Genomic DNA, 25,064 nt, shown 5'->3' with positions numbered 1-25,064 from the left:
TTATACCTCTTTAACCCCGACGTTCAGGTAAAGCGGTATTAATAGTTCGAAGAAAAAAGACACTGTGGGGCAAAAATGATTGCCCCACGTCTTGCCATTAATGCTTGATAATATACAAGTCTTTAACGTGGATATTATCCATCGGGTCTTTACCGGAGTATCCGCCAACCCATGGTTTCACCAGGCGGGCATTAACATAGTAATAAACCGGTACAATCGCAGAATCTTTATCCAGCTGCTGTTCCGCTTTCGAATACAGTTCACTGCGCTGCGCTTCATCCGTCACTTTCAGCGTATCCGCAATCAGCTTATCAAATGCCGGGCTCTTATAGTGGACGGTATTATTGGAGCTGTCGGACAGCACCATATTCAGGAAGGACGTCGGTTCGTTATAGTCCGCACACCAGCCCGCACGTGAAACATCATAGTTGCCCTGATGGCGCGTATCGAGGAACGTTTTCCATTCCTGGTTTTCCAGCTTCACATTAGCACCCAGATTTTTCTTCCAGATAGATGCCGCGGCAATAGCTAGCTTCTTATGCAGGTCTGAAGTGTTATACAGCAGGTCAAAGGTCAGCGGTTTCTCAGCGGTATATCCGGCCTCAGCCAGCAGTTTCTTCGCTTCTTCATTACGTTTTTCCTGAGACCACTTGAACCACTCTGGCTCAACCAGTTTCGCGCCATCGGTGTATGGAGGAGTAAAGCTATACGCCGGCAGGTCACCCTGGTTTTTCACTTTATTGACGATAATGTCACGATCCAACGCCAGCTTCAGGGCGGTACGAACACGAACATCGTTGAACGGTGCTTTCTGGTTGTTGATTTCGTAATAATAGGTGCACAGATACGGGTCAACGTGGACTTCGTTCGGGATCTCTTTTTTCAGTTTCTGGAATAACTCAATCGGCATGTTGTTATAGGTCATGTCGATTTCACCGCTGCGATAGCGGTTAACGTCAGTCACTTCAGAAGAAATAGGTAGGTAGGTTACCTGGTTAATAACCGTTTTGGCGTTGTCCCAATAGTTGGTATTACGCTCAAGCACAATGCGTTCGTTCACAACCCAGTCTTTCAGTTTATACGCACCGTTAGTAACGATGTTAGCGGGCTGGGTCCACTTCTCGCCGAATTTTTCAACAGCAGCTCTAGGAACTGGTGAAACGGAAGAGTGCACAAGCAGTTTGTAGAAATAAGGAACAGGTTCGCTGAGGGTGACTTCAAAAGTATGATCGTCGAGAGCTTTTACGCCGAGATCGGTGATCGGTTTTTTACCGGCGATAATATCATCAATATTGACGATGTGACCGTACTGCAAATAACTGGCGTACGGTGATGCAGTATTTGGATTAGCCAAACGTTGCCAGCTATACACGAAATCTTGCGCGGTAACAGGCGTGCCGTCAGACCACTTAGCATCTTTACGCAGATGGAATGTCCAGACTTTAAAATCTTTATTTTCCCATTTTTCAGCCACGCCAGGCGATGGTTTGCCATCGACATCACTGATTAATAAACCTTCAAACAGGTCACGGTTAATGTTGGATTCAGGTACACCTTCGATTTTGTGGGGATCGAGTGACTGCACTTCCGAACCGTTATTACGCACCAGAGTCTGCTTTTCAGCAAGCTGCACACCCGCTGGCACTACTGCCGCCGTGGCAACATTTCCAGCGACTAGCGCAGTTAAGATCCCCGCAGCTACTAAACTTTTTTTAGTGATGTTAGTCATTGTGTTGTACTCCCTCATTATTATGGCTGGTTTTTTAACCAGACTGTTAATCCTGTCAGGATCACTGTACGGCACCGGAGATTTTCTGCCGTCAGGTCGTTTTTTGTTTTACTGCTTGCTATCACCGACTTTATTTATTCTGACGGTTCGTATGACCGCCTTACGTCGATTATCTACGTGCCTCCCCTGCCGGAAACACGCTATTACCCTGTTGAGAGAAACTAACTGCAAATGATTCTCATCAACGTGAATTCTTCTGCATAATACCAGGCCGGAAAGTATCAAATGCGTTTCTTAACCGCCAATACATTTTACAAATTTGTTAACTAATTCTCTTTTATTGGAAATAAATCCCACAAAGAAAGTCTTACGAATGAAGATTTTCTATAACAAACCCATAAAAAACAATAAATTAAATCAAATCAGGTGTTAACTACCCTGTCAGGTGTCAACACCACGTCAAAATGCACATAAATTTAACAATTGGTTATTAATTAGCACATTCAACTGAAAAAAACGCTGAAATAACTAATAACATTTCGATAATCCTTCAGCAAGCCCCAGAGTATGATGTTAATTAAATAACAGCGATATCAGGCTCTCTCTGGCAGATAGATGAGTGTTACATTCATAAAATCAATGAATAAACAAATGAATAACCATCAGCATTTTTTATTATCACTATGCTGATTTTCAACTTTAGTGAGAAGTTTTACTGATAATGAAAGGAAACGGAGCCGGGACCGACTCCGTTTGTACAGAAGAGAGATATCAGGCCAGCAAACCAGGGAAAATGGATTTGATACCTGTAACAATGAATTCGATACCCAAGGCCATTAACAGTAGCCCCATAATACGCGTAATGACGTTGATGCCAGTTTGTCCCAACAGTCGTACCAGCCATGGCGCCATGCGAAACAGCCCCCAGCAGCACAGGGCAAACAGCGCAATCGCGACAAAAAAGCCAAACAGGTTAATCGCACTGTGATATCGCGTACCCCAAACAATAGTTGAGCTTATCGCCCCCGGTCCCGCCATCAACGGCAATGCCAACGGTACAACGCCGATACTCTCACGAATTGCGGTTTCTGATTTTTCCTGTTTGTTTTGTTTATCTTCCCCTAGTTTTCCGCTAATCATTGACATCGCGATAGTCACAACCAGAATGCCGCCGGCAATCCTGAACGAATCTATTGAGATACCGAAAAGTTGCAGAATACCATCACCAAGAAACAGCGAAGTCCACAGAATGATAGCGACCGACAGGTTTGCCGTAAGGTTGGTTTTGTTTCGCGCTGCAGCAGTTTGATAACTGGTCATACTGATAAAGACAGGGATGATCCCTACCGGGTTGACCAACGCAAATAACCCAATGAAAAATTTAAAATAGACAGGAAAATCAAATAGCGTTTGGATCACGGTTAGCTCCGAAGCGTTAGCCGGATAAAATGAGTCATAAAAATTGATAAATTCCGCGCTGAAGATACGCCTTTTGTCAGCATACTTCACCTTCTATCTTCGTATATCTACGTAAATACGCTACCAATACTCAGTGTTATTAATATGTATTAATTATGCTAACGTTATTAGCATTCATTACGTCAATTTATTAACACTTAACGAGAAACGCTAAAAGGGCCTGCTGAAAGGTGTCAGCTTTGCGAATTTTTGATCCAGATCACGCAATTACTACTCAGAAGTGAGTAATCTTGCTTACGCCACCTGGAGGTAACGCGTTAGAGTTAACTGGCACTAGCGTATAAGCTCTTTTAGTAAATCAAAGTAAAGTGGACGTTAATTAACCGTTTGATTTTCAAACCGTTACACAAATTTTCGTCGGTCTGTCTATACTCTCGTATCGAGCAGATGATTTACTAAAAAAGTTTAACATTATCAGGAGAGCATCATGGCTGTTACTAATGTCGCTGAACTTAACGCACTTGTAGAGCGCGTAAAAAAAGCCCAGCGTGAATATGCCAGTTTCACTCAAGAACAGGTTGACAAAATCTTCCGCGCCGCCGCTCTGGCTGCCGCAGACGCTCGAATCCCTCTCGCGAAAATGGCCGTTGCCGAATCCGGCATGGGTATTGTCGAAGATAAAGTGATCAAAAACCACTTTGCTTCTGAATACATTTACAACGCTTACAAAGATGAAAAAACCTGTGGTGTGCTGTCTGAAGACGACACTTTCGGTACCATTACCATTGCGGAACCAATTGGTATCATCTGCGGTATCGTTCCAACCACTAACCCAACTTCTACCGCTATCTTCAAATCGCTGATCAGCCTGAAGACCCGTAACGCCATCATCTTCTCTCCGCATCCGCGTGCAAAAGATGCAACTAACAAAGCAGCAGACATCGTTCTGCAAGCAGCAATCGCTGCTGGCGCACCGAAAGATCTGATCGGCTGGATCGATCAACCTTCCGTTGAACTGTCTAATGCGCTGATGCACCACCCGGACATCAACCTGATCCTTGCGACCGGTGGTCCAGGCATGGTTAAAGCGGCATACAGCTCCGGTAAACCGGCTATCGGCGTAGGCGCAGGTAACACCCCTGTTGTTATCGACGAAACCGCTGATATCAAACGTGCTGTTGCATCTGTTCTGATGTCTAAAACCTTCGATAACGGCGTAATCTGTGCTTCTGAGCAGTCTGTCGTCGTGGTTGACTCTGTATATGATGCAGTACGTGAGCGTTTTGCGACTCACGGCGGCTACATGCTGCAGGGCAAAGAGTTGAAAGCAGTCCAGGACGTTATCCTGAAAAATGGCGCGCTGAACGCAGCTATCGTTGGTCAGCCGGCATACAAGATTGCTGAACTGGCAGGCTTCTCCGTACCAGAAACCACTAAGATTCTGATCGGTGAAGTGACGGTTGTCGATGAAAGCGAACCGTTTGCTCATGAAAAACTGTCTCCGACGCTGGCAATGTACCGTGCGAAGGACTTCGAAGACGCAGTCATTAAAGCTGAAAAACTGGTTGCGATGGGCGGTATCGGTCATACCTCTTGCCTGTACACTGACCAGGACAACCAGCCAGAACGTGTTGCTTACTTCGGCCAGATGATGAAAACCGCACGTATCCTGATTAACACCCCAGCTTCTCAGGGTGGTATCGGTGACCTGTACAACTTCAAACTCGCACCTTCCCTGACTCTGGGTTGTGGTTCCTGGGGGGGTAACTCCATCTCTGAAAACGTTGGTCCTAAGCACCTGATCAACAAGAAAACCGTTGCTAAGCGAGCTGAAAACATGTTGTGGCACAAACTTCCGAAATCTATCTACTTCCGTCGTGGCTCTCTGCCAATCGCACTGGATGAAGTGATTACCGATGGTCACAAACGTGCGCTCATCGTGACCGACCGCTTCCTGTTCAACAACGGTTATGCAGACCAGATCACCTCCGTTCTGAAAGCTGCTGGCGTTGAAACCGAAGTGTTCTTTGAAGTTGAAGCTGACCCAACTCTGACCGTTGTTCGCAAAGGTGCTGAGCTGGCTAACTCCTTCAAACCAGACGTAATCATCGCGCTGGGCGGCGGTTCCCCGATGGACGCCGCGAAAATCATGTGGGTTATGTACGAGCACCCGGAAACTCACTTCGAAGAACTGGCGCTGCGCTTTATGGACATCCGTAAACGTATCTACAAGTTCCCGAAAATGGGTGTGAAAACGAAGATGGTCGCCGTCACCACCACTTCCGGTACCGGCTCTGAAGTGACTCCGTTTGCGGTTGTTACTGACGATGCAACTGGGCAGAAATACCCGCTGGCAGACTATGCGCTGACTCCGGATATGGCGATTGTTGACGCCAACCTGGTGATGGATATGCCGAAGTCCCTGTGTGCGTTCGGTGGCCTCGATGCCGTAACTCACGCTCTGGAAGCTTACGTTTCCGTACTGGCTTCTGAGTTCTCCGACGGTCAGGCTCTGCAAGCGCTGAAACTGCTGAAAGAAAACCTGCCGGCGTCCTACCATGAAGGTTCTAAGAACCCGGTAGCACGTGAGCGTGTACACAGTGCAGCAACCATCGCCGGTATCGCGTTTGCTAACGCCTTCCTGGGTGTATGTCACTCAATGGCGCACAAACTGGGTTCTCAGTTCCACATTCCTCACGGTCTGGCGAACGCCCTGCTGATCAGCAACGTTATTCGTTATAACGCGAACGACAACCCGACTAAACAGACTGCATTCAGCCAGTACGACCGTCCGCAGGCACGCCGTCGCTACGCTGAAATCGCAGACCATCTGGGTCTGAGCGCACCGGGCGACCGTACTGCCGCGAAAATCCAGAAACTGCTGGGCTGGCTGGAAGAAATCAAAGCTGAGCTGGGTATTCCTAAGTCTATCCGTGAAGCTGGCGTTCAGGAAGCTGACTTCCTGGCACACGTGGACAAACTGTCTGAAGATGCGTTTGATGACCAGTGTACTGGTGCAAACCCACGTTACCCGCTGATTGCTGAACTGAAACAGATCCTGCTGGATACATACTACGGTCGTGAGTACAGCGAAGGCCAGACCACCGCTAAGACTGAAGCAGTAGCTGCACCGAAAGCAGAAAAGAAAGCGAAGAAATCCGCTTAATTTTCTCAGATAAGTTTTAGTTTCACTATAAACGGTCCCAGTTGGGACCGTTTTTTTTCGTCTTGTGTTATGAAAATTGAGTGCTCCCCAATTTAACCATGTGAATAGAATGGCACGGTAAGAGATGTATTCAGGAAGATGTGAGAATAGCCGTCAGAAGAGAGTCTGACAGGGTAGAGATTATTGACGAATGTCCCGGCCTACCCTGTATTTATAAGCGCTCAGAAGCCTGCAGGTTAATCGTGGCTGTGTCGTTCTTGTATCGCCGTCAGAGAGCCCTCAGACTGCGCCTGTTTGTAGTGTTTACGGCATACCGACACATAGCGTTCATTCCCGCCAATAACCACCTGCTCGCCCTCGTTATAGGGCCTTCCAGACTGATCAAGACGTAAAACCATGCTGGCCTTACGCCCACAGAAACAAATGGTTTTTAATTCAACGAGCTTATCTGACCACGCAAGCAGGTATTCGCTACCGCCAAATAATTCACCACGGAAATCTGTGCGTAAGCCATAGCACAACACAGGAATATCCAGCCGATCGACAACTTCAGATAATTCATAAACCTGTTGTCGAGTCAGAAACTGCGACTCATCAACCAGTACACAGTGAATTCTTTGCTGCTCATTTTCAGCACGAATCTCTTCGTACAAAGATGAATTTTGGTTAAACAATTTTGCAGGCGACGACAGACCTATACGTGAACTTACTTTTCCAGCACCAAAACGGTCATCAATTTCCGCTGTATATACAACAGCACGCATCCCACGTTCCTGATAATTGTACGAAGATTGCAGCAATGCAGTCGACTTACCGGCATTCATTGCAGAATAGTAAAAATATAGCTGTGCCATTGACCAAAGGCCCTCACATGGGGAAATAAATATGCGCGGGATTGTATCATATTTCACGAAAGTGTCGGTGTAGCGTTGCGCCCAAAGGCGTATAAATGCGCGGGCAACCTCGCTCAGTGCCGCCTGAATTTAAGTAACAGGTAGTGAGAGAGCATACAACCATCGACCATACGGCCCGAGCTCGGACGCGTATATACACTCTCTTTCACAAATAGTGCTCATGAAATTTATCAATGTCACTTATCATCATACGGCAATAAAGAAACCCTTCCCATATTGTTATTGAATCTACCCACTCTCACCATGTATTAGCGAATTCACGTAAGCAAAACTAATACAAAAGGTTGAAATCACTGCAAAGAGATACTATTTGTACACCATAAAATGTGACCTGAATCTTGAATTTTTACTCTCAGCTGCTGAGAAGCCCCCTCGCCAATAAGCCTTTTTTATGCCCAACATCATGGGGAATTTAAGACAGGAGAATTAATTCTGTTACTAAATAAAGCGCAATTTTGAATTCCTTACATTCCTGGCTATTGCACAACTGAATTTATCGCTCTATTATTAGCTCAACAAACCACCCCAATATAAGTTTGAGATTACTACAATGAGCGAAGCACTTAAAATTCTGAACAACATCCGTACTCTTCGTGCGCAGGCAAGAGAATGCACTCTGGAAACGCTTGAAGAAATGCTGGAAAAATTAGAAGTTGTAGTTAGCGAGCGTCGCGAAGAAGAAAGCGCTGCTGCCGCTGAAGTTGAAGAACGCACTCGTAAACTGCAACAATATCGTGAAATGCTGATCGCTGACGGCATTGATCCGAACGAACTGCTGAATAGCATGGCTGCTGTTAAATCTGGCACCAAAGCTAAACGCGCTGCACGTCCGGCTAAATATAGCTATGTTGACGAAAACGGTGAAACTAAAACCTGGACTGGCCAGGGTCGTACACCGGCAGTGATCAAAAAAGCGATGGAAGAGCAAGGTAAACAACTGGACGATTTCCTGATCAAGGAATAATTCAGAAATACTTTGCTTAAAATCCCGCCATTGGCGGGATTTTTTTTACTGGTACTTCGCTCAGCCTTACCCGGATTAGGTATAAAAAAATGGCGCTGTTAATACAGCGCCGTTCTGACCAGATAATGCAAGAAGGTTACTTCTTAATACCCATCTCGTCTTCCAGCCAGGCTTTAAATTCAGCGCCGAGAGTATTATGGCGAATACCATATTCGACGAACGCCTGCATATAGCCCAGTTTATTACCACAGTCATGGCTTTTGCCCTTCATGTGATAAGCTTCAACCGTCTCTTTTTCAATCAGCATATCGATTGCATCTGTCAGCTGAATTTCATCACCCGCTCCCGGAGGCGTTTTAGCCAGCAGAGGCCAGATATCGGCACTAAGAACGTAACGACCCACAACGGCCAGATTAGAAGGCGCTACGTCAGCTTTTGGTTTTTCAACCACGCCAACCATCGGGACACTTTCGCCCGGGGATAATTCAACGCCTTTACAATCAACAACACCATAAGCCGTAACATCTTCTACCGGCTCAACCATAATCTGGCTGCTACCTGTTTCATCAAAGCGATGAATCATTTCGGCAAGGTTGTCGCGGGATAAATCAGATTCGTATTCGTCAAGAATTACGTCCGGCAGGATTACAGCAACCGGTTCATCGCCAACCACAGGGTGCGCGCACAATACTGCGTGGCCCAGACCTTTTGCCAGACCCTGACGCACCTGCATAATAGTCACATGCGGCGGGCAAATAGATTGCACTTCTTCCAGCAGCTGACGTTTTACACGTTTTTCCAGCATCGCTTCAAGTTCAAAGCTGGTATCGAAGTGGTTTTCAATAGAATTTTTAGACGAGTGAGTTACAAGTACAATTTCAGTGATGCCCGCAGCAATACATTCGTTTACGACGTACTGAATTAATGGCTTATCAACCAACGGTAGCATCTCTTTCGGGATTGCTTTCGTAGCCGGTAACATCCTGGTTCCTAATCCCGCAACTGGGATAACGGCTTTTTTGACTTTTGAATTAAGGGCAGCCATTTAAAACTCTCCTGGACTGTTCATGTATTGAACGTGTTCATCATTCTGTATCGCATCCGAGTATATCAGTACAGCGACAAACTTCTGGTCTGAAAAGGACGCGCGTCGGTATAATTAAGATAAATACGAATAAATCTGGCGCTGATAGTAGCACTCACAGCACAGGGAGGGTGAACCAATTTCATTTGCACGCCTCTCAATTGTTCATTCCGCAGACAACATCAAGCGCAAGCGCCCTCCCGCCCCCCAAATTTGGCATTGCCATGACTCACAATGTTGGCTCAACTGATTAAGATACGTATTACCTAAGGTACCCAGCGGAACGCCATTGCTGATTTGCACATGGTGGGAACCTGTATTTAATGTCGCATTCAGCCCTGCAGATACCAGAATCAGATTTTTTAATCCGCTGTGGTAATACCCCACCAGCAAGGGAAACTGCCCTGGTAAATTGGCTTGCCGCAACAAATGATTTACCTGTTTCAATAACGTACCTAACTCCGGCAACCGCTGATTTTGTTGCGTCAGTTGCTCCTGCAGTAAACCATTAAATAGCGCCCGCAATAATAATGCAGCCAAAACACCATTATCCCCTGCCCGCGTCACATCAAGGCAATAGAATGCAAGGTCATGATCCGACAGCGGCGCAATATCCAGCACCAGCCCCGGTTGGTCGGCTACTACCAATTGTCGATAGTTAATGCGACAGTGCGAAATCACTTGCGACACTGGAGGCTGTAATTCTTTTAGCAGCTTCGCGGCGGCGGCAGGATCGTCCACCATCGCATCCCAGTCGCGAAACAGCCGCTCTTCTTCTTCCACGCGTGAATTAAACATGTTGGGATAAAGACATGCAAAGACGGTTTCTCTCAAGCGATTAAGGTCTTGCACCGGCTTCAATAGGACATCATCCACCCCGAGTCGTAGCGCTTTGGCTATGTCGGACATGTTTTCCGTCGCAGAAATCACCAGTATCGGGGTCTGATCGCCACGATTGCGTAGATACTCAACCAGTTTGAGGCCGTTCATTCTTGGCATAGCCAGATCGCAAATCATCAGGTCTGGTGTGAAGTGTCCAAGTAGTTCAAGTGCTTCAAGCCCGTCGCCAGCCACCGCCGTTGTCGCTCCCAAAGAGGAAAACCACGAGTCCATGAGTGAGCGAAATACCGGCTCATCCTCAACGATAAGAATCTGTTTTCCGACCAATGGCTGCGTCATATTCTCCCCCCTGACTGGCTTTAATAAATAGTGGCATGCTATTGCCACTCACGCCTGTCAGAATTAGCTTAAGTGTTGATAAAAAATGCGTTAGACGTTGGTTTTCACCAGGGGTAGAAGTTCATCCATTTTCTTCTCGACCGCCAACTGCCCGGCAGCAATTGCTGCACTGGCGCGGTGAAAATCCAGCGTGGATATTTGTGGACAAAACGGCTGAATCAGTATGTCTGGAGGGTCACCGGCCATGCGGTTACGTTTCAGACGATTTTCCAGAACCTGAATAGACGTCGTCATGATCTCCATCGCTGTCGGTGCCGTGACCGCACGCCTGGCCGTAATGTTGCTCAATCGCTCTTTCAGACGGGCATGCCATGAAAGCTCGTCAGCATCATTACCCGATTCGGCATCGCTATTGACGTTGAAGGAGAGTAAATCTTGTTGCATGAGATGAGCATCGTGTTGCAGGTCGACCGCGATAACAATATCGGCCCCCAACGCACGAGTCAGGGATACAGGGACGGGATTCACCACCGCGCCATCGACCAGCCAGTAACCATTATGCGCCACGGGAGACATCAGACCAGGAATACTACAGGAGGCTCGGACAGCCAGATGCAAATCACCTTCGGTAAACCACAACTCCCGCCCCGTACTCAGATTAGTAGCAACTGTTGCGAAACGGCGTGTGCATTGCTCAATTGCTTCTACCGGCATGACATTACGATACTGATTGAATACCCGTTCACCGCGCAGTAAACCTCCCCTGCGCCACGAGAGATCCATCAGCCGTAAAACATCCCAATAGCTGAAAGAACATACCCACTTTTCAAGAGCAGGTAACTTATTGCAGGCGTAGGCAGCGCCAACCAGCGAACCGATGGAGCACCCTGCCACGATATCAACATCGATGCCCATATGCTTAAGGGCTTTAATAACCCCAATATGCGACCAACCTCGCGCCGCGCCGGAACCTAGCGCCAGCCCAATTTTTATTTTTCTCATTATACGTACAAACTTCCCCTGGCTTGCAGACGTAGCAACATCGCTACCGCTCAGTTAACATAGTGCCACTCTGGCGTTTTTACGCCGTTTTTATATTCCAGGGAGTACTTTGTGTCTCAGCTTTGTCCCTGTGGTAGCGCTGTCGAGTATAGCCTATGTTGCTACCGTTATGTGTCCGGCGCGCAAGTAGCACCTACGCCGTCACACCTCATGCGTTCTCGTTACTGTGCTTTTGTGATGAAAGACGCAGATTACCTTATCAGGACCTGGCATCCAGATTGTCATGCGGCCTCGTTTCGCGACGACATTATCGCAGGATTTAGTCATACAGAATGGCTCGGACTGACCGTTTTTGAACAAGAGACGGCAGACACAGAAAATACCGGCTATGTCAGTTTTGTCGCGCGGTTTTCTGAACAAGGTAAAACAGGTGCAATTATCGAGCGCTCTCGTTTTTTAAAAGAAAACGGTCAGTGGTACTATATAGACGGTACACGCCCTCAAATTGGACGAAACGATACCTGCCCTTGTGGCTCCGGTAAAAAATTTAAAAAGTGCTGCGGCTAATCAACGCCCGACAGTATCAATTTTGCAAACATTCTCAACAGGATCACCGCTGCAAATGCATTCATTACAAAGAAAAGTGCTGCGTACTATTTGCCCGGACCAAAAAGGTCTGATCGCGCGCATTACGAATATCTGTTACAAGCATGAACTGAACATCGTGCAGAACAATGAGTTTGTGGACCACCGCACCGGACGCTTTTTTATGCGCACCGAACTGGAGGGCATTTTTAACGACGTCACGCTGCTTGCCGATCTGGACAGCGCCTTACCTGAAGGCTCAATTCGTGAATTAACCCCAGCAGGCCGCCGCCGCATCGTCATTTTGGTCACTAAGGAAGCGCATTGCCTGGGCGATCTGTTAATGAAGGCCAATTATGGTGGGCTAGATGTTGAAATCGCCGCGGTGATCGGCAATCACGAGACGTTGCGTCCTCTGGTTGAACGGTTTGATATTCCGTTTGAGCTGGTCAGCCATGAAGGTTTAACACGTGACGAACATGATCAGAAAATGGCTGACGCTATCGACGCCCATCAGCCGGACTATGTCGTGCTGGCTAAATACATGCGCGTTCTGACCCCGACATTTGTTTCACGCTTCCCAAATAAAATTATCAATATTCACCATTCATTCCTGCCAGCATTCATTGGTGCTCGCCCGTACCATCAAGCTTATGAGCGCGGCGTGAAAATCATCGGCGCGACGGCCCACTACGTAAATGATAACCTTGATGAAGGCCCAATCATTATGCAGGACGTGATCCATGTTGATCACACTTACACTGCCGAAGATATGATGCGTGCGGGTCGCGACGTTGAAAAAAATGTTTTAAGCCGTGCGCTGTATCAGGTTCTGGCTCAGCGCGTCTTTGTTTACGGTAACCGAACGATTATTCTGTAATCGATTGATAAGTTAATTGGTTACCTTTACATCTTTACGTGTAAAAATCAGGCAACCAGTTCTTTTTTATCAACGGAATGCTTTACAGGGGCGCATCATTTGATATGATCCGCCCCGCTTCCAACGGAAGCAGGCCAGTAATTAGCATTACCCCGTGGTGGGGTTCCCGAGCGGCCAAAGGGAGCAGACTGTAAATCTGCCGTCATCGACTTCGAAGGTTCGAATCCTTCCCCCACCACCATTCATTCTTTTAGATTCACAAAATTAGTATACCCCTGGTGGGGTTCCCGAGCGGCCAAAGGGAGCAGACTGTAAATCTGCCGTCATCGACTTCGAAGGTTCGAATCCTTCCCCCACCACCATCACTTCATAAAGCACCAACACAAAATCAATCTGCAATGCCCCATATACTTCCTATTTGGGAAGGATGAGAAGCTTCGACCAAGGTTCGATTCGAGCGTTAGCGAGAAAGCGTTGCCGCAGGCAACGACCCGAAGGGCGAAGCGCGCAGCGCTGAGTAATCCTTCCCCCACCACCATCACTTCATAAAGCACCAACACATAATCAATCTGCAATGCCCTTTATTTGCCTGATGCGCTGTGCTTATCAGGCCTACAAACTCGACACATGCCCACAAATTGCCTGATGCACTACGCAGGCCTACGGCGTTCGCTTAAACCTGCGTAGGCTGGATAAGGCGCTTGCGCCGCCATCCGGCAAACAGGCATAAAAAAACCCCGCCGAAGCAGGGTTTTATCTTTCACAGAAATACGATTAGTGACGTGCACGAACAATCTGGTATTTGCGTGTCAGATATTCGACCGGGACGCTCCAGATGTGTACCAGACGCGAGAATGGGAACAACAGGAACAGCGTCATACCCAGCACAAGGTGCACACGGAAAATAAATGCGACGCCATCCAGATACTGAGACGCTCCGCCATGGAAGGTCACCACTGTCTGCGCCCAGTTCACCAGCTTCATCATCTCGCTGCCGTCCATATGCTGGGCGGAGAACGGAATGGTCAGCAGACCCAGCGCACACTGGATAACCAACAGAGAGAGGATCAGAATATCCGCTCCGGTGGTGGTGGCCCGCACTCGTGGGCTGAACAAACGACGTTTCAGCAGCAGTACACCGCCAATCAGACACATTACGCCACTGGCGCCACCCGCGAACATCGCCATCTTTTGTTTCACTTCAAGCGGCAGCCACGCTTCATACATCCAGTGCGGCGTTAACATACCCAAGAAGTGCCCGGCAAAAATCCCCAGGATCCCGATGTGAAACAGGTTTGACGCCAGGTTCATCCCTTTGCGATCCAGCATCTGACTGGAGGCCGCACGCCATGTATACTGCCCGTAGTCATAACGCAGCCAACTGCCGATCAGAAAGACAGAACCCGCGATGTACGGATAGATGTCAAAGAAGAACGTATTCAGGAAGTGCATTAGTGCTGTCCTCCGGTGGTGATATTCAGATACTGCGGCGCAACGGCCCCGGCAAAACGACGCTGGTGAGCGGAGATTTCCGACTCGCCACACCCCTGATCGGCGAAGAATTTTACCTGCTCTTCTTCCCAGACCGCATCCAGCGCTTGTGGAGTATCATCACGGGCTTCATCCGCAATTTTTTCAGCCACTTTATCGCTGTCGATAACGGTATTCGCCAGTTTTAACAGCAAATCGAACAGCACTGCATAACGGCTTCCACGCTGCTGCAAACGAGCGCTGAGCAAAGCCAGGATCGGCGCAATATCCTGCAAGCCACCTAGCGCTTCGCTTTTCGGCAGTTGCGCAAGATATTCCAGATACAACGGCAGATGATCGGGAAGTTCGCGGCTGTCGAGCTGCAAACCGTGCTGTTCATACTGTGCCATCAGGTCAACCATCGCCTGACCGCGATCGCGGGATTCACCGTGTACATGTTCAAACAGCAGCAGCGAGGTGGCACGGCCACGATCAAACAGTTCGCTGTAACTTGCCTGCACATCCAGCACGTCTTGCGCGATTAGATCGCGCAGGAAAACGCCCAGAGTCTGGGCATCCTCTTTATCCAGGTTCTCAGATGACGCGAGTGCATCGAAAAGTTCCTGCTGATGCTGCCACAGGGCAGCATCCGGGTACTCGAGCAAACGCGAAACAATGACGAGTTCAATCATTGGTGCGGCTCCGTTTTGCTGGTCACATCGACAGCGTCGATGCGGCGGCTGTTGAACAGATTGAATTTAGTATCAGAACCGTGGCAACCGTCACCGAAGGTAAAGCCACAACCGCTTTTCTCCGGGAACGCGTCACGCGCCAGTTCACGATGGCTGCTCGGTACCACGAAACGATCTTCGTAGTTCGCGATCGCCAGATAACGATACATTTCCTGTGCCTGCGCTTCGCTCAAGCCCACCTCTTCCAGCGCACGGGTATCGACTTTACCGTCAACGGTTTCCGTACGTTTGTAGTGACGCATTGCCAGCATACGTTTCAGCGCCAACAGCACCGGCTGAGTATCGCCTGCGGTCAGCAGGTTCGCCAGGTACTGAACCGGGATACGCAGACTGTCAACGTCCGGCAGTATACCGTTGCTGCCCAGCTCGCCCGCATCGGCGGCAGACTGAATCGGTGACAATGGCGGCACGTACCAAACCATCGGCAATGTGCGGTATTCCGGATGCAGCGGCAGCGCCAACTTCCAGTCCATCGCCATTTTATAAACCGGAGACTGCTGTGCGGCATCGATAACGCTCAGCGGAATACCATCTTTCAGCGCCTGTTCAATAACAGCCGGATCGTTCGGATCGAGGAACACGTCCAGTTGACGCTGGTACAGATCTTTCTCATGCTCGGTGCTTGCCGCGCTTTCAATCGCATCCGCGTCATACAGCAGTACGCCGAGGTAACGGATACGACCGACGCAGGTTTCGGAGCACACGGTCGGCTGACCGGCTTCAATACGTGGATAGCAGAAAATGCACTTCTCTGACTTACCGCTCTTCCAGTTGAAGTAGATTTTTTTATACGGGCAACCGGTGATGCACATACGCCAGCCGCGGCATTTGTCCTGATCGATCAGCACGATGCCATCTTCTTCACGCTTGTAGATGGCACCGCTCGGGCAAGTCGCCACGCACGCCGGGTTAAGGCAGTGCTCGCACAGACGCGGCAAATACATCATGAAGGTGTTTTCGAACTGACCGTACATCGCCTTCTGCATGTTCTCGAAATTTTTGTCTTTCGCCAGCTTCTCGAACTCACCGCCGAGGTCATCTTCCCAGTTCGGACCTTTGGTGATTTTATCCATACGCTGACCGGTGATCAGCGAGCGCGGACGGGCAATCGGCTGTGCTTTGCTGTCTGCCGGGGTGTTGTGCAGAGTCTGGTAATCGAAGTCAAACGGTTCGTAGTAGTCATCAATACCTGGCAAATGCGGGTTAGCAAAAATTTTACCCAGCAGCAGCGCTTTGTTACCCATGCGCGGCACCAGTTTACCGTTGATCTTACGGATCCAACCGCCCTTCCATTTTTCCTGGTTTTCCCAATCAGTTGGGAAGCCAGTACCCGGTTTGGTTTCAACGTTGTTAAACCAGGCATACTCCGCACCTTCACGGCTGGTCCAGACGTTTTTACAGGTTACTGAACAGGTGTGGCAACCGATGCACTTATCGAGATTCAGCACCATGCCGACTTGTGAACGAATTTTCATTTTACGCTCTCCTGTACCTGGTCATTGCCTTCGCCATCCAACCAGTCAATGTTCTTCATCTTACGAACCACCACGAACTCATCACGGTTCGAACCTACGGTGCCGTAGTAGTTAAAGCCGTAGGCCAGGTGGGCATAACCACCAATCATGTGCGTCGGTTTCGGTGTGATACGGGTCACCGAGTTATGGATCCCGCCGCGCTGCTCGGTAATCTCCGACCCCGGAATATTCACAATGCGTTCCTGGGCGTGGTACATCATGGTCATCCCGGCCGGGACACGTTGACTCACAACCGCACGGGCGGTGAGTGCCCCGTTACTGTTAAAGACTTCGATCCAGTCGTTATCCTCGATACCCAGATCTTTCGCATCCGCTTCGCTCATCCACACGATCGGACCGCCGCGGCCTAACGTCAGCATCAGCAGGTTATCGCTGTAGGTGGAGTGGATACCCCACTTCTGGTGTGGCGTCAGGAAGTTGAGCGCTTTTTCAGGGTTACCATTTGATTTCTCGCCCATCACCTCTTTCACCGAACGGGTATCAATTGGTGGGCGGTAAACCAGCAGGCTTTCACCGAAGTCTCGCATCCACTGATGATCCTGATACAGCTGCTGGCGACCAGTCAGCGTACGCCATGGGATCAGCTCGTGAACGTTGGTGTAACCAGCGTTGTAAGAAACATGTTCATCTTCCAGTCCTGACCAGGTCGGGCTGGAGATAATTTTGCGCGGCTGCGCCTGAATATCGCGGAAGCGGATTTTCTCGTCTTCTTTATTCAGCGCCAGATGCGTATGGTCACGGCCGGTAAATTCACTCAGCGCTGCCCAGGCTTTTACCGCCACCTGACCGTTGGTTTCCGGTGCCAGGGTGAGGATCATCTCAGCGGCATCAATCGCCGTATTCAGCATCGGCTGGCCTTTTGCCGGGCCTTCAGCCTTGGTGTAATTGAGCTTGCGCAGCAGATCCATTTCGCTCTGGGTGTTCCAGGCAATCCCTTTCCCGCCGTTCCCGACTTTATCCATCAGTGGGCCGATGGACGTGAAGCGTTCGTAGGTTGCCGGGTAATCACGCTCAACTGTCATGATGTGCGGCGCGGTAACGCCTGGAATCAGATCGCATTCGCCTTTCTTCCAGTCTTTAACATCCAACGGCTGCGCCAGTTCGGCGGCCGAGTCGTGCTGGATAGGCAACGTCACTACGTCGGTTTCTTTGCCAAGGTGACCCACGCAAACTTCAGAGAATTTCTTGGCGATAGCCTTGTAGATTTCCCAGTCGCTCTTCGATTCCCAGGCTGGGTCAACGGCGGCAGACAACGGGTGAATAAACGGATGCATATCCGAGGTATTCATATCGTCTTTTTCATACCAGGTGGCGGTCGGCAGCACGATGTCGGAGTACAGACAGGTGCTCGACAGACGGAAGTCCAGGGTGACGACCAGATCCAGCTTGCCGTCCAGTCCGTTATCCTGCCATTCCACTTCTTCTGGCTTCACGCCCCCCTGTTTACCCAGATCCAGCCCCTGAATACCATGTTCAGTACCCAGCAGATACTTCAGCATGTACTCGTGGCCTTTACCGGAAGAGCCGAGCAGGTTAGAACGCCAGATAAACAGGTTACGCGGATGGTTTTTACCGTTCTCTGGTTGTTCAGCCGCAAAGCGAATAGAACCTTCCTTCAGAGATTTAACGGTGTAATCCACCGGTGTCATCCCGACTTTTTCCGCCTCACGCGCAATGTACAGCGGGTTAGTACCCAATTGCGGCGCAGATGGCAACCAGCCCATACGTTCAGCGCGAACGTTAAAGTCAATCAAATGGCCACTATAGCGGGATTTGTCTGCCATCGGGGACAGCAGTTCCTGTGCCGTAACCGTCTCATAACGCCATTGGCTGGAGTGGTTATAGAAGTAGGACGTACTGTTCATGTGACGCGCCGGACGCTGCCAGTCAAGGGCAAACGCCAGCGGCTGCCAGCCGGTCTGCGGACGCAGTTTTTCCTGGCCCACGTAGTGCGCCCAGCCGCCGCCGCTCTGACCGACGCAGCCGCAGAACACCAGCATGTTAATCAGACCACGATAGTTCATATCGAGGTGGTACCAGTGGTTCAGACCCGCGCCGACAATAATCATTGAGCGGCCGTGCGTTTTATCTGCGTTATCGGCAAATTCACGGGCAATACGCACGATCTGAGCGCGCGATACGCCAGTGATTTTCTCTGCCCATGCCGGGGTATACGCTTTGATATCGTCGTAGCTGGAGGCGCAGTTTTCATCGTTCAGACCGCGTTCCAGACCGTAGTTGGCCATGGTCAGATCGTAAACGGTCGTCACCAGCGCAGTAGAGCCATCTGCTAGTTGCAGGCGTTTTACCGGCAGTTTGTGCAGCAGAACATTTTCCAGTTCAACTTTGCTAAAGTGCTCGGTACCTTCGCCGCCAAAATACGGGAAGCCGACTTCAGCGATGTCGTCCTGGCTGCCCAACAGGCTGAGCTGCAGTTCGGTTTCGTTACCGGACGTGCCGTCGCGCTGTTCAAGGTTCCATTTACCTTTTTCACCCCAGCGGAAACCAATTGAACCGTGTGGCGCAACCATTTCGCCGTCGGTATTGATGGCAACAGTTTTCCACTCTGGATTATTTTCCTGACCCAAGGAGTCAACCAGATCGGCGGCACGCAGCATACGACCCGCCGCATAATACCCGTCACGCTCTTCGAGCATCACCAGCATCGGGAAGTCGGTGTAACGACGTACGTAGTCGGTGAAGTATTGGCTCGGGTTATCAAGGTGGAACTCGCGCAGCATGACGTGGCCCATTGCCAGCGCCATTGCGGCATCGGTGCCCTGCTTCGGAGCCAGCCACAGATCGCAGAGTTTGGCGATTTCGGCGTAATCCGGGGTGATGGCGACCGTTTTAGTCCCTTTGTAGCGAACTTCGGTGAAGAAGTGCGCATCTGGGGTACGGGTCTGCGGAACGTTGGAACCCCAGGCGATGATGTAGCTGGAGTTATACCAGTCGGCAGATTCCGGAACGTCAGTCTGCTCACCCCAGGTCTGCGGAGACGCAGGCGGCAAGTCACAGTACCAATCGTAGAAGCTCAGGCAGGTGCCGCCAATCAGCGACAGATATCGTGCACCGGAGGCGTAGGAAACCATCGACATCGCAGGGATCGGCGAGAAGCCCGCCACGCGGTCAGGACCGTAGGTTTTAACGGTGTAAACGTTAGAAGCGGCAATCAGCTCATTCACTTCCTGCCAGGAAGAACGCACGAAACCACCACGACCACGCGCTTGTTTGAAGCTTTTTGCTTTATCGGCGTCTTCGATGATGGAGGCCCATGCGTCTACCGGATCGCTGTGCAGTCTTTTCGCTTCACGCCACATTTTCATCAGGCGTTTGCGCATCAGCGGGTATTTCAGACGGTTAGCGCTGTAGAGATACCAGGAATAGCTTGCACCACGAGGGCAACCACGAGGCTCGTGGTTTGGCAGGTCCGGACGGGTACGCGGATAATCGGTTTGCTGGGTTTCCCAGGTCACCAGACCATTTTTCACATAGATTTTCCAGCTGCATGAGCCAGTGCAGTTTACCCCGTGGGTTGAACGCACGATTTTGTCATGCTGCCAACGCTGGCGGTATCCGTCCTCCCAGTCCCTGTTGGTATTGAGAAGCTGGCCATGCCCATCGGCAAAGGTTTCGCCCTTCTGCTTGAAGTAGCGAAACCGGTCCAGGAATTTACTCATCGGTTTTCTCCTGTAGGAGCCTGACGGCTCTCTGATAAATCGACATTGCTTGATTGAGAGCGAAGGTAACGCTCTGAAAGGGCGTGAGAATTGATAACGATCAAGGCAGGCAGGGATGAAAAATGAGGGTTGGTTTTTACATACCCCCAAAGTGGGATATTGATATTTAACGTAATAAATTGAATTTAAAGGATTTTTAATAATTCAATTATCATGCAAATGTTAAATTCTTTATAAGTGGGTATTAAGGGGTATCCCCCCTGCTTAGCATGTTGCGTACGCCGTTCTCACAGGCTGTTGTCATGCCACAATACAAAAGTATGTTGTAACTAATTACAGACAAAAAAAAGCGCGGTCTAACACCGCGCAATGGATAATCAACTTACACTTCATCCTTCAAACTGCTTCGCGTTGGCTGCGCTCGTTCTCCCCAGTCACTTACTTCTGTTAGCTCCTGGGGATTTCTCACTTGTCGCCTTGATGCAGTTAGAATGATTTTGTGTATACCACTTTTTTACTTTTTAGAATGACGTCCGTATACCGCCCAGGTGATAACCACACAAGCGACATAGAAGATCAGAAATACTTTCATCGCACCGACCGGAGAACCGGTTAATGCCAGGGACGTGCCAAATGCTTTCGGGATAAAGAAGCCGCCGATCGCACCAATAGCAGAGATAAAGCCCAACGCTGCCGCCGTATCGGTTGCCGCCTCGCGCATCGCTTTCTCTTCTGAACCACCTTCAGCTTTCACTCTGTCCATCGTCAGTTTGCGAAAGATTACAGAGATCATCTGGAAGGTTGAACCACTCCCCAGACCAGCCGTCAGGAACAACGCCAGGAACACAGCGAAGAAGGCAATGAAGTTGCCGCCGACACCGTTTGATGGCAGCGTCAGGAACAATAAGGCACTGAAAATAGCCATCAGAATGAAGTTCACCAACGTGACGCGGGTCCCGCCCAGACGGTCAGAGATTGCGCCGCCCGCAGAACGCGCCAGCGCACCAATGAACGGCCCAAAGAAGGCGTAATGCAGGATCTGCACCTCAGGGAACTGCGTTTTTGACAGCATCGCGAAACCGGCAGAGAAACCGATAAAGGAACCGAAGGTCGCCAGATACAGCAGGCTCATAATCCACAAATGCCCGCGTTTCAGCACCGGCAATTGCTCTTTCAGCGAGGCTTTGGAGGTTGCCAGTTCGTTCATACCGAACCATGCGGCCAGCGTGAAAATAGCGAGGAACGGCACCCAAATCCATGCGGCGTTTGCCAGATACAGCTGTGTACCATCCGGTTGTTCAACCCCGTGGCTACCAAATGCGGCAAAGATTGACAATGAAACCACCAGCGGCGCGACCAGCTGCATCACGCTGACGCCCATGTTGCCCAGGCCACCGTTCAGACCCAGCGCGCCGCCCTGTTTCTGTTTTGGAAAGAAGAAGCTGATGTTTGCCATACTGGACGCAAAGTTCGCACCAGCGAAGCCGCACAGCAGGGAGATAATAATAAAGGTACTAAACGGCGTGGAGGTATCCTGCACCGCAAAACCTAACCATACGCAAGGAATGATCAGGATGCCGGTGCTAAATGCCGTCCAGCGACGTCCACCAAACAGGGGGACCATAAAGGAGTACGGAACACGCAGCAGCGCGCCGGACACCGAAGGTAATGCCGTCAGCATGAACAGCTGTTCAGTGGTGAAATCAAATCCGACTTTCGGTAAGTTCACCGCCACGGCGCTAAATAACATCCACACGCAAAATGCCAGCAGCAAGCAAGGGACGGAAATCCACAGGTTACGGCTGGCGATTCGTTGACCACGCTGCTGCCAGAAGGCGGGATCTTCCGGCCGCCATTCGGTAATTACAGCTCCAGATGCCCTTTCCGGGGCAGATGAGTGACTCATAGACACCTCTGATACTTGTTTCGATGCCTGCAACATTAGGGTTTACAGCTGGAGGTAAGTTGATATAAATCAAAGGAAAAGGTGTCATTATTCATGCCTAAAATTTATTATTACCCTTAATGAGTACATAACTTCGGTAAAAAAGATGTGGTTTTTCACGCTTCTGTCGCCCCCTACTCCCCGTCGCCCAGGATCTCTCCCTCCACTGGCAATTAAGAGGTAGCCCGTTTGAGGTATGGGTATACTCCAGTGTATCGCCGAGAATAACGCCACTGCCTGCAGCAGAATCGTCATTCAATAAGGTTTTCTGTTCGACGAAAACCCGAAGGAACAAGTCACCATGTTTAAACGTTGTCTCTCCCCGCTTACGCTGGTCAACCAGGTGGCGCTGATTGTTTTATTGTCCACAGCCATCGGCGTGGCGGGTATGGCCGTCTCCGGCTGGCTGGTTCAGGGCGTTCAGGGTAGCGCCCATGCAATCAACAAAGCGGGATCGCTGCGCATGCAGAGTTATCGCCTGCTGGCAGCCGTACCGCTGGACGCTAGCGATCAACCGCTGCTGGATGAAATGGAGCAAACGGCGTTTAGCCCGGAGTTGACGCGTGCCGCAAAACGAGACGGACAACAGGCGCAGTTAAAAGCATTACAGGATTACTGGCACACTGAACTTGCGCCGGGACTTGCGCATGCGCAAACGCCTGATGCAGTAGCGCAGGATGTGACGCGCTTTGTGGGCGGACTGGATAAATTGGTCACCGCCTTTGACCATACCACCGAATTACGCATTGAACGCGTCGTCCTGCTGCATCGCCTGATGGCCGTATTTATGGCATTGCTGCTGGTTTTCACCATTATCTGGCTGCGCGTGCGCCTGTTAGAGCCGTGGAAACAGCTGCTGTCGATGGCGCGAGCCGTCAGCCAGCGTGATTTTACCCAACGCGCGCATATCAGCGGTCGTAATGAGATGGCGGCTCTGGGCTCGGCGCTAAATAATATGTCGGAAGAACTGGCCGAAAGTTACGCTGTGCTGGAACAGCGAGTACAGGAGAAAACGGCGGGGCTGGAGCACAAAAATCAGATTCTTTCTTTTCTGTGGCAAGCTAACCGCCGCCTGCACTCTCAGGTGCCGTTGTGCGAACGCCTCTCTCCGGTACTGAATGGTTTGCAAAATTTGACCTTGCTGCATGATATTGAGCTCCGGGTTTATGACCTGGAAGATGAAGACAATCATCAGGAATTTACTTGTCAGTCAAATGCCAGCTGTGATGAGAAAGGTTGCCATCTGTGTCCTCGCGGAACGCTGCCCGCGATTGACGGCGGGATTACATTGAAATGGCGGCTGACCGATGCGCATACCCAGTATGGTATTCTACTCGCCACCTTGCCGAACGGACGCCATCTCAGCCACGATCAGCAGCAGCTGGTTGATACTCTGGTTGAGCAACTGACCGCAACGCTTGCGCTCGACAGGCATCAGGAGCGTCAACAGCAGTTGATTGTGATGGAAGAGCGTGCCACCATTGCGCGCGAACTTCATGATTCTATTGCACAATCGCTCTCTTGTATGAAGATGCAGGTTAGCTGTTTACAGATGCAGGGCGATGCGCTTTCAGATAACTGTCGCGAGTTGCTCAGCCAGATTCGTAACGAGCTAAATGCTTCATGGGCACAACTGCGAGAATTGTTAACCACCTTCCGTTTACAGCTCACGGAACCTGGATTACGACCGGCGCTGGAAGCCAGCTGTCAGGAGTACAGCGCCCGTTTTGGATTTACGGTTAAGCTGGATTATCAGCTACCGCCACGCCTGGTCCCTTCGCACCAGGCGATTCACCTGCTACAAATTGCGCGCGAAGCCCTGAGCAACGCACTTAAACACTCTCAGGCCAATGAAGTGGTCGTGACGGTGGTGCAAAATGGCAAGCAGGTCAAACTGACAGTGCAAGATAACGGCTGCGGCGTACCGGAAAACGCCGAACGCAGTAACCACTACGGCATGATAATAATGCGCGACCGCGCGCAGAGCTTGCGCGGCGATTGCCGCGTACGCCGTCGCGAGACGGGCGGTACTGAAGTTGCTGTCACTTTTATTCCCGAAACAAACTTCACAGAAGTCCAAGGAGATACCCATGAGTAATCTGGAACCGGCAACTATCCTGTTGATCGACGATCATCCGATGCTGAGAACCGGTGTAAAACAGCTTGTCAGCATGGCGCCCGATATTACCGTTGTCGGCGAAGCCAGCAATGGTGAGCAGGGTATCGAGCTGGCTGAATCCCTTGATCCCGATCTGATCCTGCTTGATCTCAACATGCCCGGCATGAACGGTCTGGAAACCCTCGATAAGCTACGTGAAAAATCACTGTCGGGCCGTATCGTTGTGTTTAGCGTATCCAATCATGAAGAAGATGTGGTTACCGCACTGAAGCGTGGTGCCGACGGTTACCTGCTGAAAGATATGGAGCCAGAAGATTTACTGAAAGCATTGCAGCAGGCTGCCGCTGGTGAAATGGTGCTGAGCGAAGCCTTAACCCCGGTTCTGGCCGCCAGCCTGCGCGCCAATCGCGCAACATCCGACCGTGATGTTACTCAACTGACACCGCGCGAACGCGATATTCTTAAACTCATCGCCCAGGGTCTGCCTAATAAGATGATCGCCCGCCGCCTCGATATCACCGAAAGCACAGTAAAAGTTCACGTGAAGCATATGCTGAAGAAAATGAAGCTCAAATCACGCGTTGAAGCCGCGGTATGGGTGCACCAGGAACGCATTTTCTGATAACGCGCTCATGCGTCAT

At 50.1% G+C, this 25,064-nt stretch carries 17 protein-coding genes, 2 tRNA genes and 1 other RNA gene; 9 read left to right on the top strand and 11 right to left on the bottom strand.

Going from position 1 to position 25,064, the window contains the following annotated elements:
• Positions 1-97 precede the first annotated feature (97 nt).
• Positions 98-1,729, bottom strand: a complete 1,632-nt coding sequence (gene oppA / locus GFB57_RS15025) for an oligopeptide ABC transporter substrate-binding protein OppA (RefSeq protein WP_003020712.1) — start codon at positions 1,727-1,729, stop codon at positions 98-100.
• A 771-nt stretch (positions 1,730-2,500) separates the two neighbouring features.
• Positions 2,501-3,148, bottom strand: a complete 648-nt coding sequence (gene ychE, locus GFB57_RS15020; protein WP_003020714.1) for an NAAT family transporter YchE — start codon at positions 3,146-3,148, stop codon at positions 2,501-2,503.
• Positions 3,149-3,635: 487 nt separating this feature from the next.
• Between ychE and adhE the strand changes: the two genes are divergently transcribed.
• On the top strand, positions 3,636-6,314 hold the full coding sequence (gene adhE, locus GFB57_RS15015; protein WP_290366828.1) for a bifunctional acetaldehyde-CoA/alcohol dehydrogenase: 2,679 nt from the start codon (positions 3,636-3,638) through the stop codon (positions 6,312-6,314).
• A gap of 236 nt (positions 6,315-6,550) precedes the next feature.
• Here the strand turns inward: adhE and tdk are convergent, their stop codons facing one another.
• Complete coding sequence (gene tdk, locus GFB57_RS15010; RefSeq protein WP_003020720.1) at positions 6,551-7,168, bottom strand: thymidine kinase; 618 nt, start codon at positions 7,166-7,168, stop codon at positions 6,551-6,553.
• A 610-nt stretch (positions 7,169-7,778) separates the two neighbouring features.
• Here tdk and hns point away from each other — a divergent pair.
• Positions 7,779-8,192 carry a histone-like nucleoid-structuring protein H-NS gene (gene hns, locus GFB57_RS15005; RefSeq protein ID WP_003020723.1) on the top strand — a complete coding sequence of 138 codons (414 nt, stop codon included), beginning with the start codon at positions 7,779-7,781 and terminating at the stop codon, positions 8,190-8,192.
• 136 nt (positions 8,193-8,328) lie between these two features.
• On the opposite strand, the gene galU is transcribed toward hns, so the two are convergent.
• The 3 genes from galU to rssA form a co-directional block, all read right to left on the bottom strand.
• Positions 8,329-9,237: a UTP--glucose-1-phosphate uridylyltransferase GalU gene (galU, locus tag GFB57_RS15000; RefSeq protein WP_003020727.1), complete on the bottom strand. Its 909-nt coding sequence runs from the start codon at positions 9,235-9,237 to the stop codon at positions 8,329-8,331.
• 204 nt (positions 9,238-9,441) lie between these two features.
• On the bottom strand, positions 9,442-10,455 hold the full coding sequence (gene rssB, locus GFB57_RS14995; protein ID WP_003020729.1) for a two-component system response regulator RssB: 1,014 nt from the start codon (positions 10,453-10,455) through the stop codon (positions 9,442-9,444).
• 90 nt (positions 10,456-10,545) lie between these two features.
• Complete coding sequence (gene rssA / locus GFB57_RS14990; protein WP_003020732.1) at positions 10,546-11,457, bottom strand: patatin-like phospholipase RssA; 912 nt, start codon at positions 11,455-11,457, stop codon at positions 10,546-10,548.
• A gap of 111 nt (positions 11,458-11,568) precedes the next feature.
• Between rssA and GFB57_RS14985 the strand changes: the two genes are divergently transcribed.
• From GFB57_RS14985 to GFB57_RS14965, 5 genes are all read left to right on the top strand, one after another.
• Entirely contained in the window at positions 11,569-12,024 is a 456-nt protein-coding gene (locus tag GFB57_RS14985; RefSeq protein WP_003020734.1) for a YchJ family protein, read from the top strand.
• 55 nt (positions 12,025-12,079) lie between these two features.
• On the top strand, positions 12,080-12,922 hold the full coding sequence (gene purU, locus GFB57_RS14980; RefSeq protein ID WP_003020737.1) for a formyltetrahydrofolate deformylase: 843 nt from the start codon (positions 12,080-12,082) through the stop codon (positions 12,920-12,922).
• Between the two features lie 156 nt (positions 12,923-13,078).
• Positions 13,079-13,163: transfer RNA gene (locus GFB57_RS14975), tRNA-Tyr, on the top strand.
• Between the two features lie 36 nt (positions 13,164-13,199).
• Positions 13,200-13,284 (top strand) — tRNA-Tyr (locus GFB57_RS14970).
• A 44-nt stretch (positions 13,285-13,328) separates the two neighbouring features.
• A non-coding RNA gene (locus tag GFB57_RS14965) (RtT sRNA) lies at positions 13,329-13,460 on the top strand.
• A 236-nt stretch (positions 13,461-13,696) separates the two neighbouring features.
• On the opposite strand, the gene narI is transcribed toward GFB57_RS14965, so the two are convergent.
• From narI to GFB57_RS14940, 5 genes are all read right to left on the bottom strand, one after another.
• The gene (gene narI / locus GFB57_RS14960; RefSeq protein ID WP_003020743.1) at positions 13,697-14,374 is read right to left on the bottom strand and encodes a respiratory nitrate reductase subunit gamma; all 678 of its coding nucleotides are present in this window, start codon (positions 14,372-14,374) and stop codon (positions 13,697-13,699) included.
• Positions 14,374-15,084, bottom strand: coding sequence for a nitrate reductase molybdenum cofactor assembly chaperone (gene narJ / locus GFB57_RS14955; protein ID WP_003020745.1), 711 nt, complete (start codon positions 15,082-15,084; stop codon positions 14,374-14,376). The genes narI and narJ overlap by 1 nt, the downstream gene beginning before the upstream one ends.
• Complete coding sequence (gene narH / locus GFB57_RS14950) at positions 15,081-16,619, bottom strand: nitrate reductase subunit beta (RefSeq protein WP_003020747.1); 1,539 nt, start codon at positions 16,617-16,619, stop codon at positions 15,081-15,083. Before narH ends, narJ begins: the two co-directional genes overlap by 4 nt.
• Positions 16,616-20,359 (bottom strand): nitrate reductase subunit alpha, encoded by a 3,744-nt coding sequence (locus GFB57_RS14945; RefSeq protein WP_003020749.1) that lies wholly within the window; start codon positions 20,357-20,359, stop codon positions 16,616-16,618. The genes narH and GFB57_RS14945 overlap by 4 nt, the downstream gene beginning before the upstream one ends.
• A gap of 514 nt (positions 20,360-20,873) precedes the next feature.
• Complete coding sequence (locus GFB57_RS14940; RefSeq protein WP_003020752.1) at positions 20,874-22,265, bottom strand: NarK family nitrate/nitrite MFS transporter; 1,392 nt, start codon at positions 22,263-22,265, stop codon at positions 20,874-20,876.
• A gap of 340 nt (positions 22,266-22,605) precedes the next feature.
• Between GFB57_RS14940 and narX the strand changes: the two genes are divergently transcribed.
• Both narX and narL read left to right on the top strand, forming a co-directional pair.
• Positions 22,606-24,402 (top strand): nitrate/nitrite two-component system sensor histidine kinase NarX, encoded by a 1,797-nt coding sequence (narX, locus tag GFB57_RS14935; RefSeq protein ID WP_003020754.1) that lies wholly within the window; start codon positions 22,606-22,608, stop codon positions 24,400-24,402.
• Complete coding sequence (gene narL / locus GFB57_RS14930; RefSeq protein WP_003020756.1) at positions 24,395-25,045, top strand: two-component system response regulator NarL; 651 nt, start codon at positions 24,395-24,397, stop codon at positions 25,043-25,045. The genes narX and narL overlap by 8 nt, the downstream gene beginning before the upstream one ends.
• The last annotated feature ends 19 nt before the right edge of the window (positions 25,046-25,064 follow it).

Source organism: Citrobacter sp. S39 (assembly GCF_009495675.1).
Taxonomy (GTDB): Bacteria; Pseudomonadota; Gammaproteobacteria; order Enterobacterales; family Enterobacteriaceae; genus Citrobacter; species Citrobacter freundii.
The sequence above is the reverse complement of the archived record's forward strand: the minus strand, read 5'-3'. Positions and strand labels throughout refer to the sequence as shown.

Coding starts and splice junctions, on each gene's coding strand:
- hns (WP_003020723.1), top strand. CDS start 7,779: ATGAGCGAAGCACTTAAAATTCTGAACAACATCCGTACTCTTCGTGCG.
- narX (WP_003020754.1), top strand. CDS start 22,606: ATGTTTAAACGTTGTCTCTCCCCGCTTACGCTGGTCAACCAGGTGGCG.
- tdk (WP_003020720.1), bottom strand. CDS start 7,168: ATGGCACAGCTATATTTTTACTATTCTGCAATGAATGCCGGTAAGTCG.
- oppA (WP_003020712.1), bottom strand. CDS start 1,729: ATGACTAACATCACTAAAAAAAGTTTAGTAGCTGCGGGGATCTTAACT.
- GFB57_RS14940 (WP_003020752.1), bottom strand. CDS start 22,265: ATGAGTCACTCATCTGCCCCGGAAAGGGCATCTGGAGCTGTAATTACC.
- rssA (WP_003020732.1), bottom strand. CDS start 11,457: ATGAGAAAAATAAAAATTGGGCTGGCGCTAGGTTCCGGCGCGGCGCGA.
- narL (WP_003020756.1), top strand. CDS start 24,395: ATGAGTAATCTGGAACCGGCAACTATCCTGTTGATCGACGATCATCCG.
- narH (WP_003020747.1), bottom strand. CDS start 16,619: ATGAAAATTCGTTCACAAGTCGGCATGGTGCTGAATCTCGATAAGTGC.
- GFB57_RS14945 (WP_003020749.1), bottom strand. CDS start 20,359: ATGAGTAAATTCCTGGACCGGTTTCGCTACTTCAAGCAGAAGGGCGAA.
- narJ (WP_003020745.1), bottom strand. CDS start 15,084: ATGATTGAACTCGTCATTGTTTCGCGTTTGCTCGAGTACCCGGATGCT.
- narI (WP_003020743.1), bottom strand. CDS start 14,374: ATGCACTTCCTGAATACGTTCTTCTTTGACATCTATCCGTACATCGCG.
- purU (WP_003020737.1), top strand. CDS start 12,080: ATGCATTCATTACAAAGAAAAGTGCTGCGTACTATTTGCCCGGACCAA.
- galU (WP_003020727.1), bottom strand. CDS start 9,237: ATGGCTGCCCTTAATTCAAAAGTCAAAAAAGCCGTTATCCCAGTTGCG.
- adhE (WP_290366828.1), top strand. CDS start 3,636: ATGGCTGTTACTAATGTCGCTGAACTTAACGCACTTGTAGAGCGCGTA.
- rssB (WP_003020729.1), bottom strand. CDS start 10,455: ATGACGCAGCCATTGGTCGGAAAACAGATTCTTATCGTTGAGGATGAG.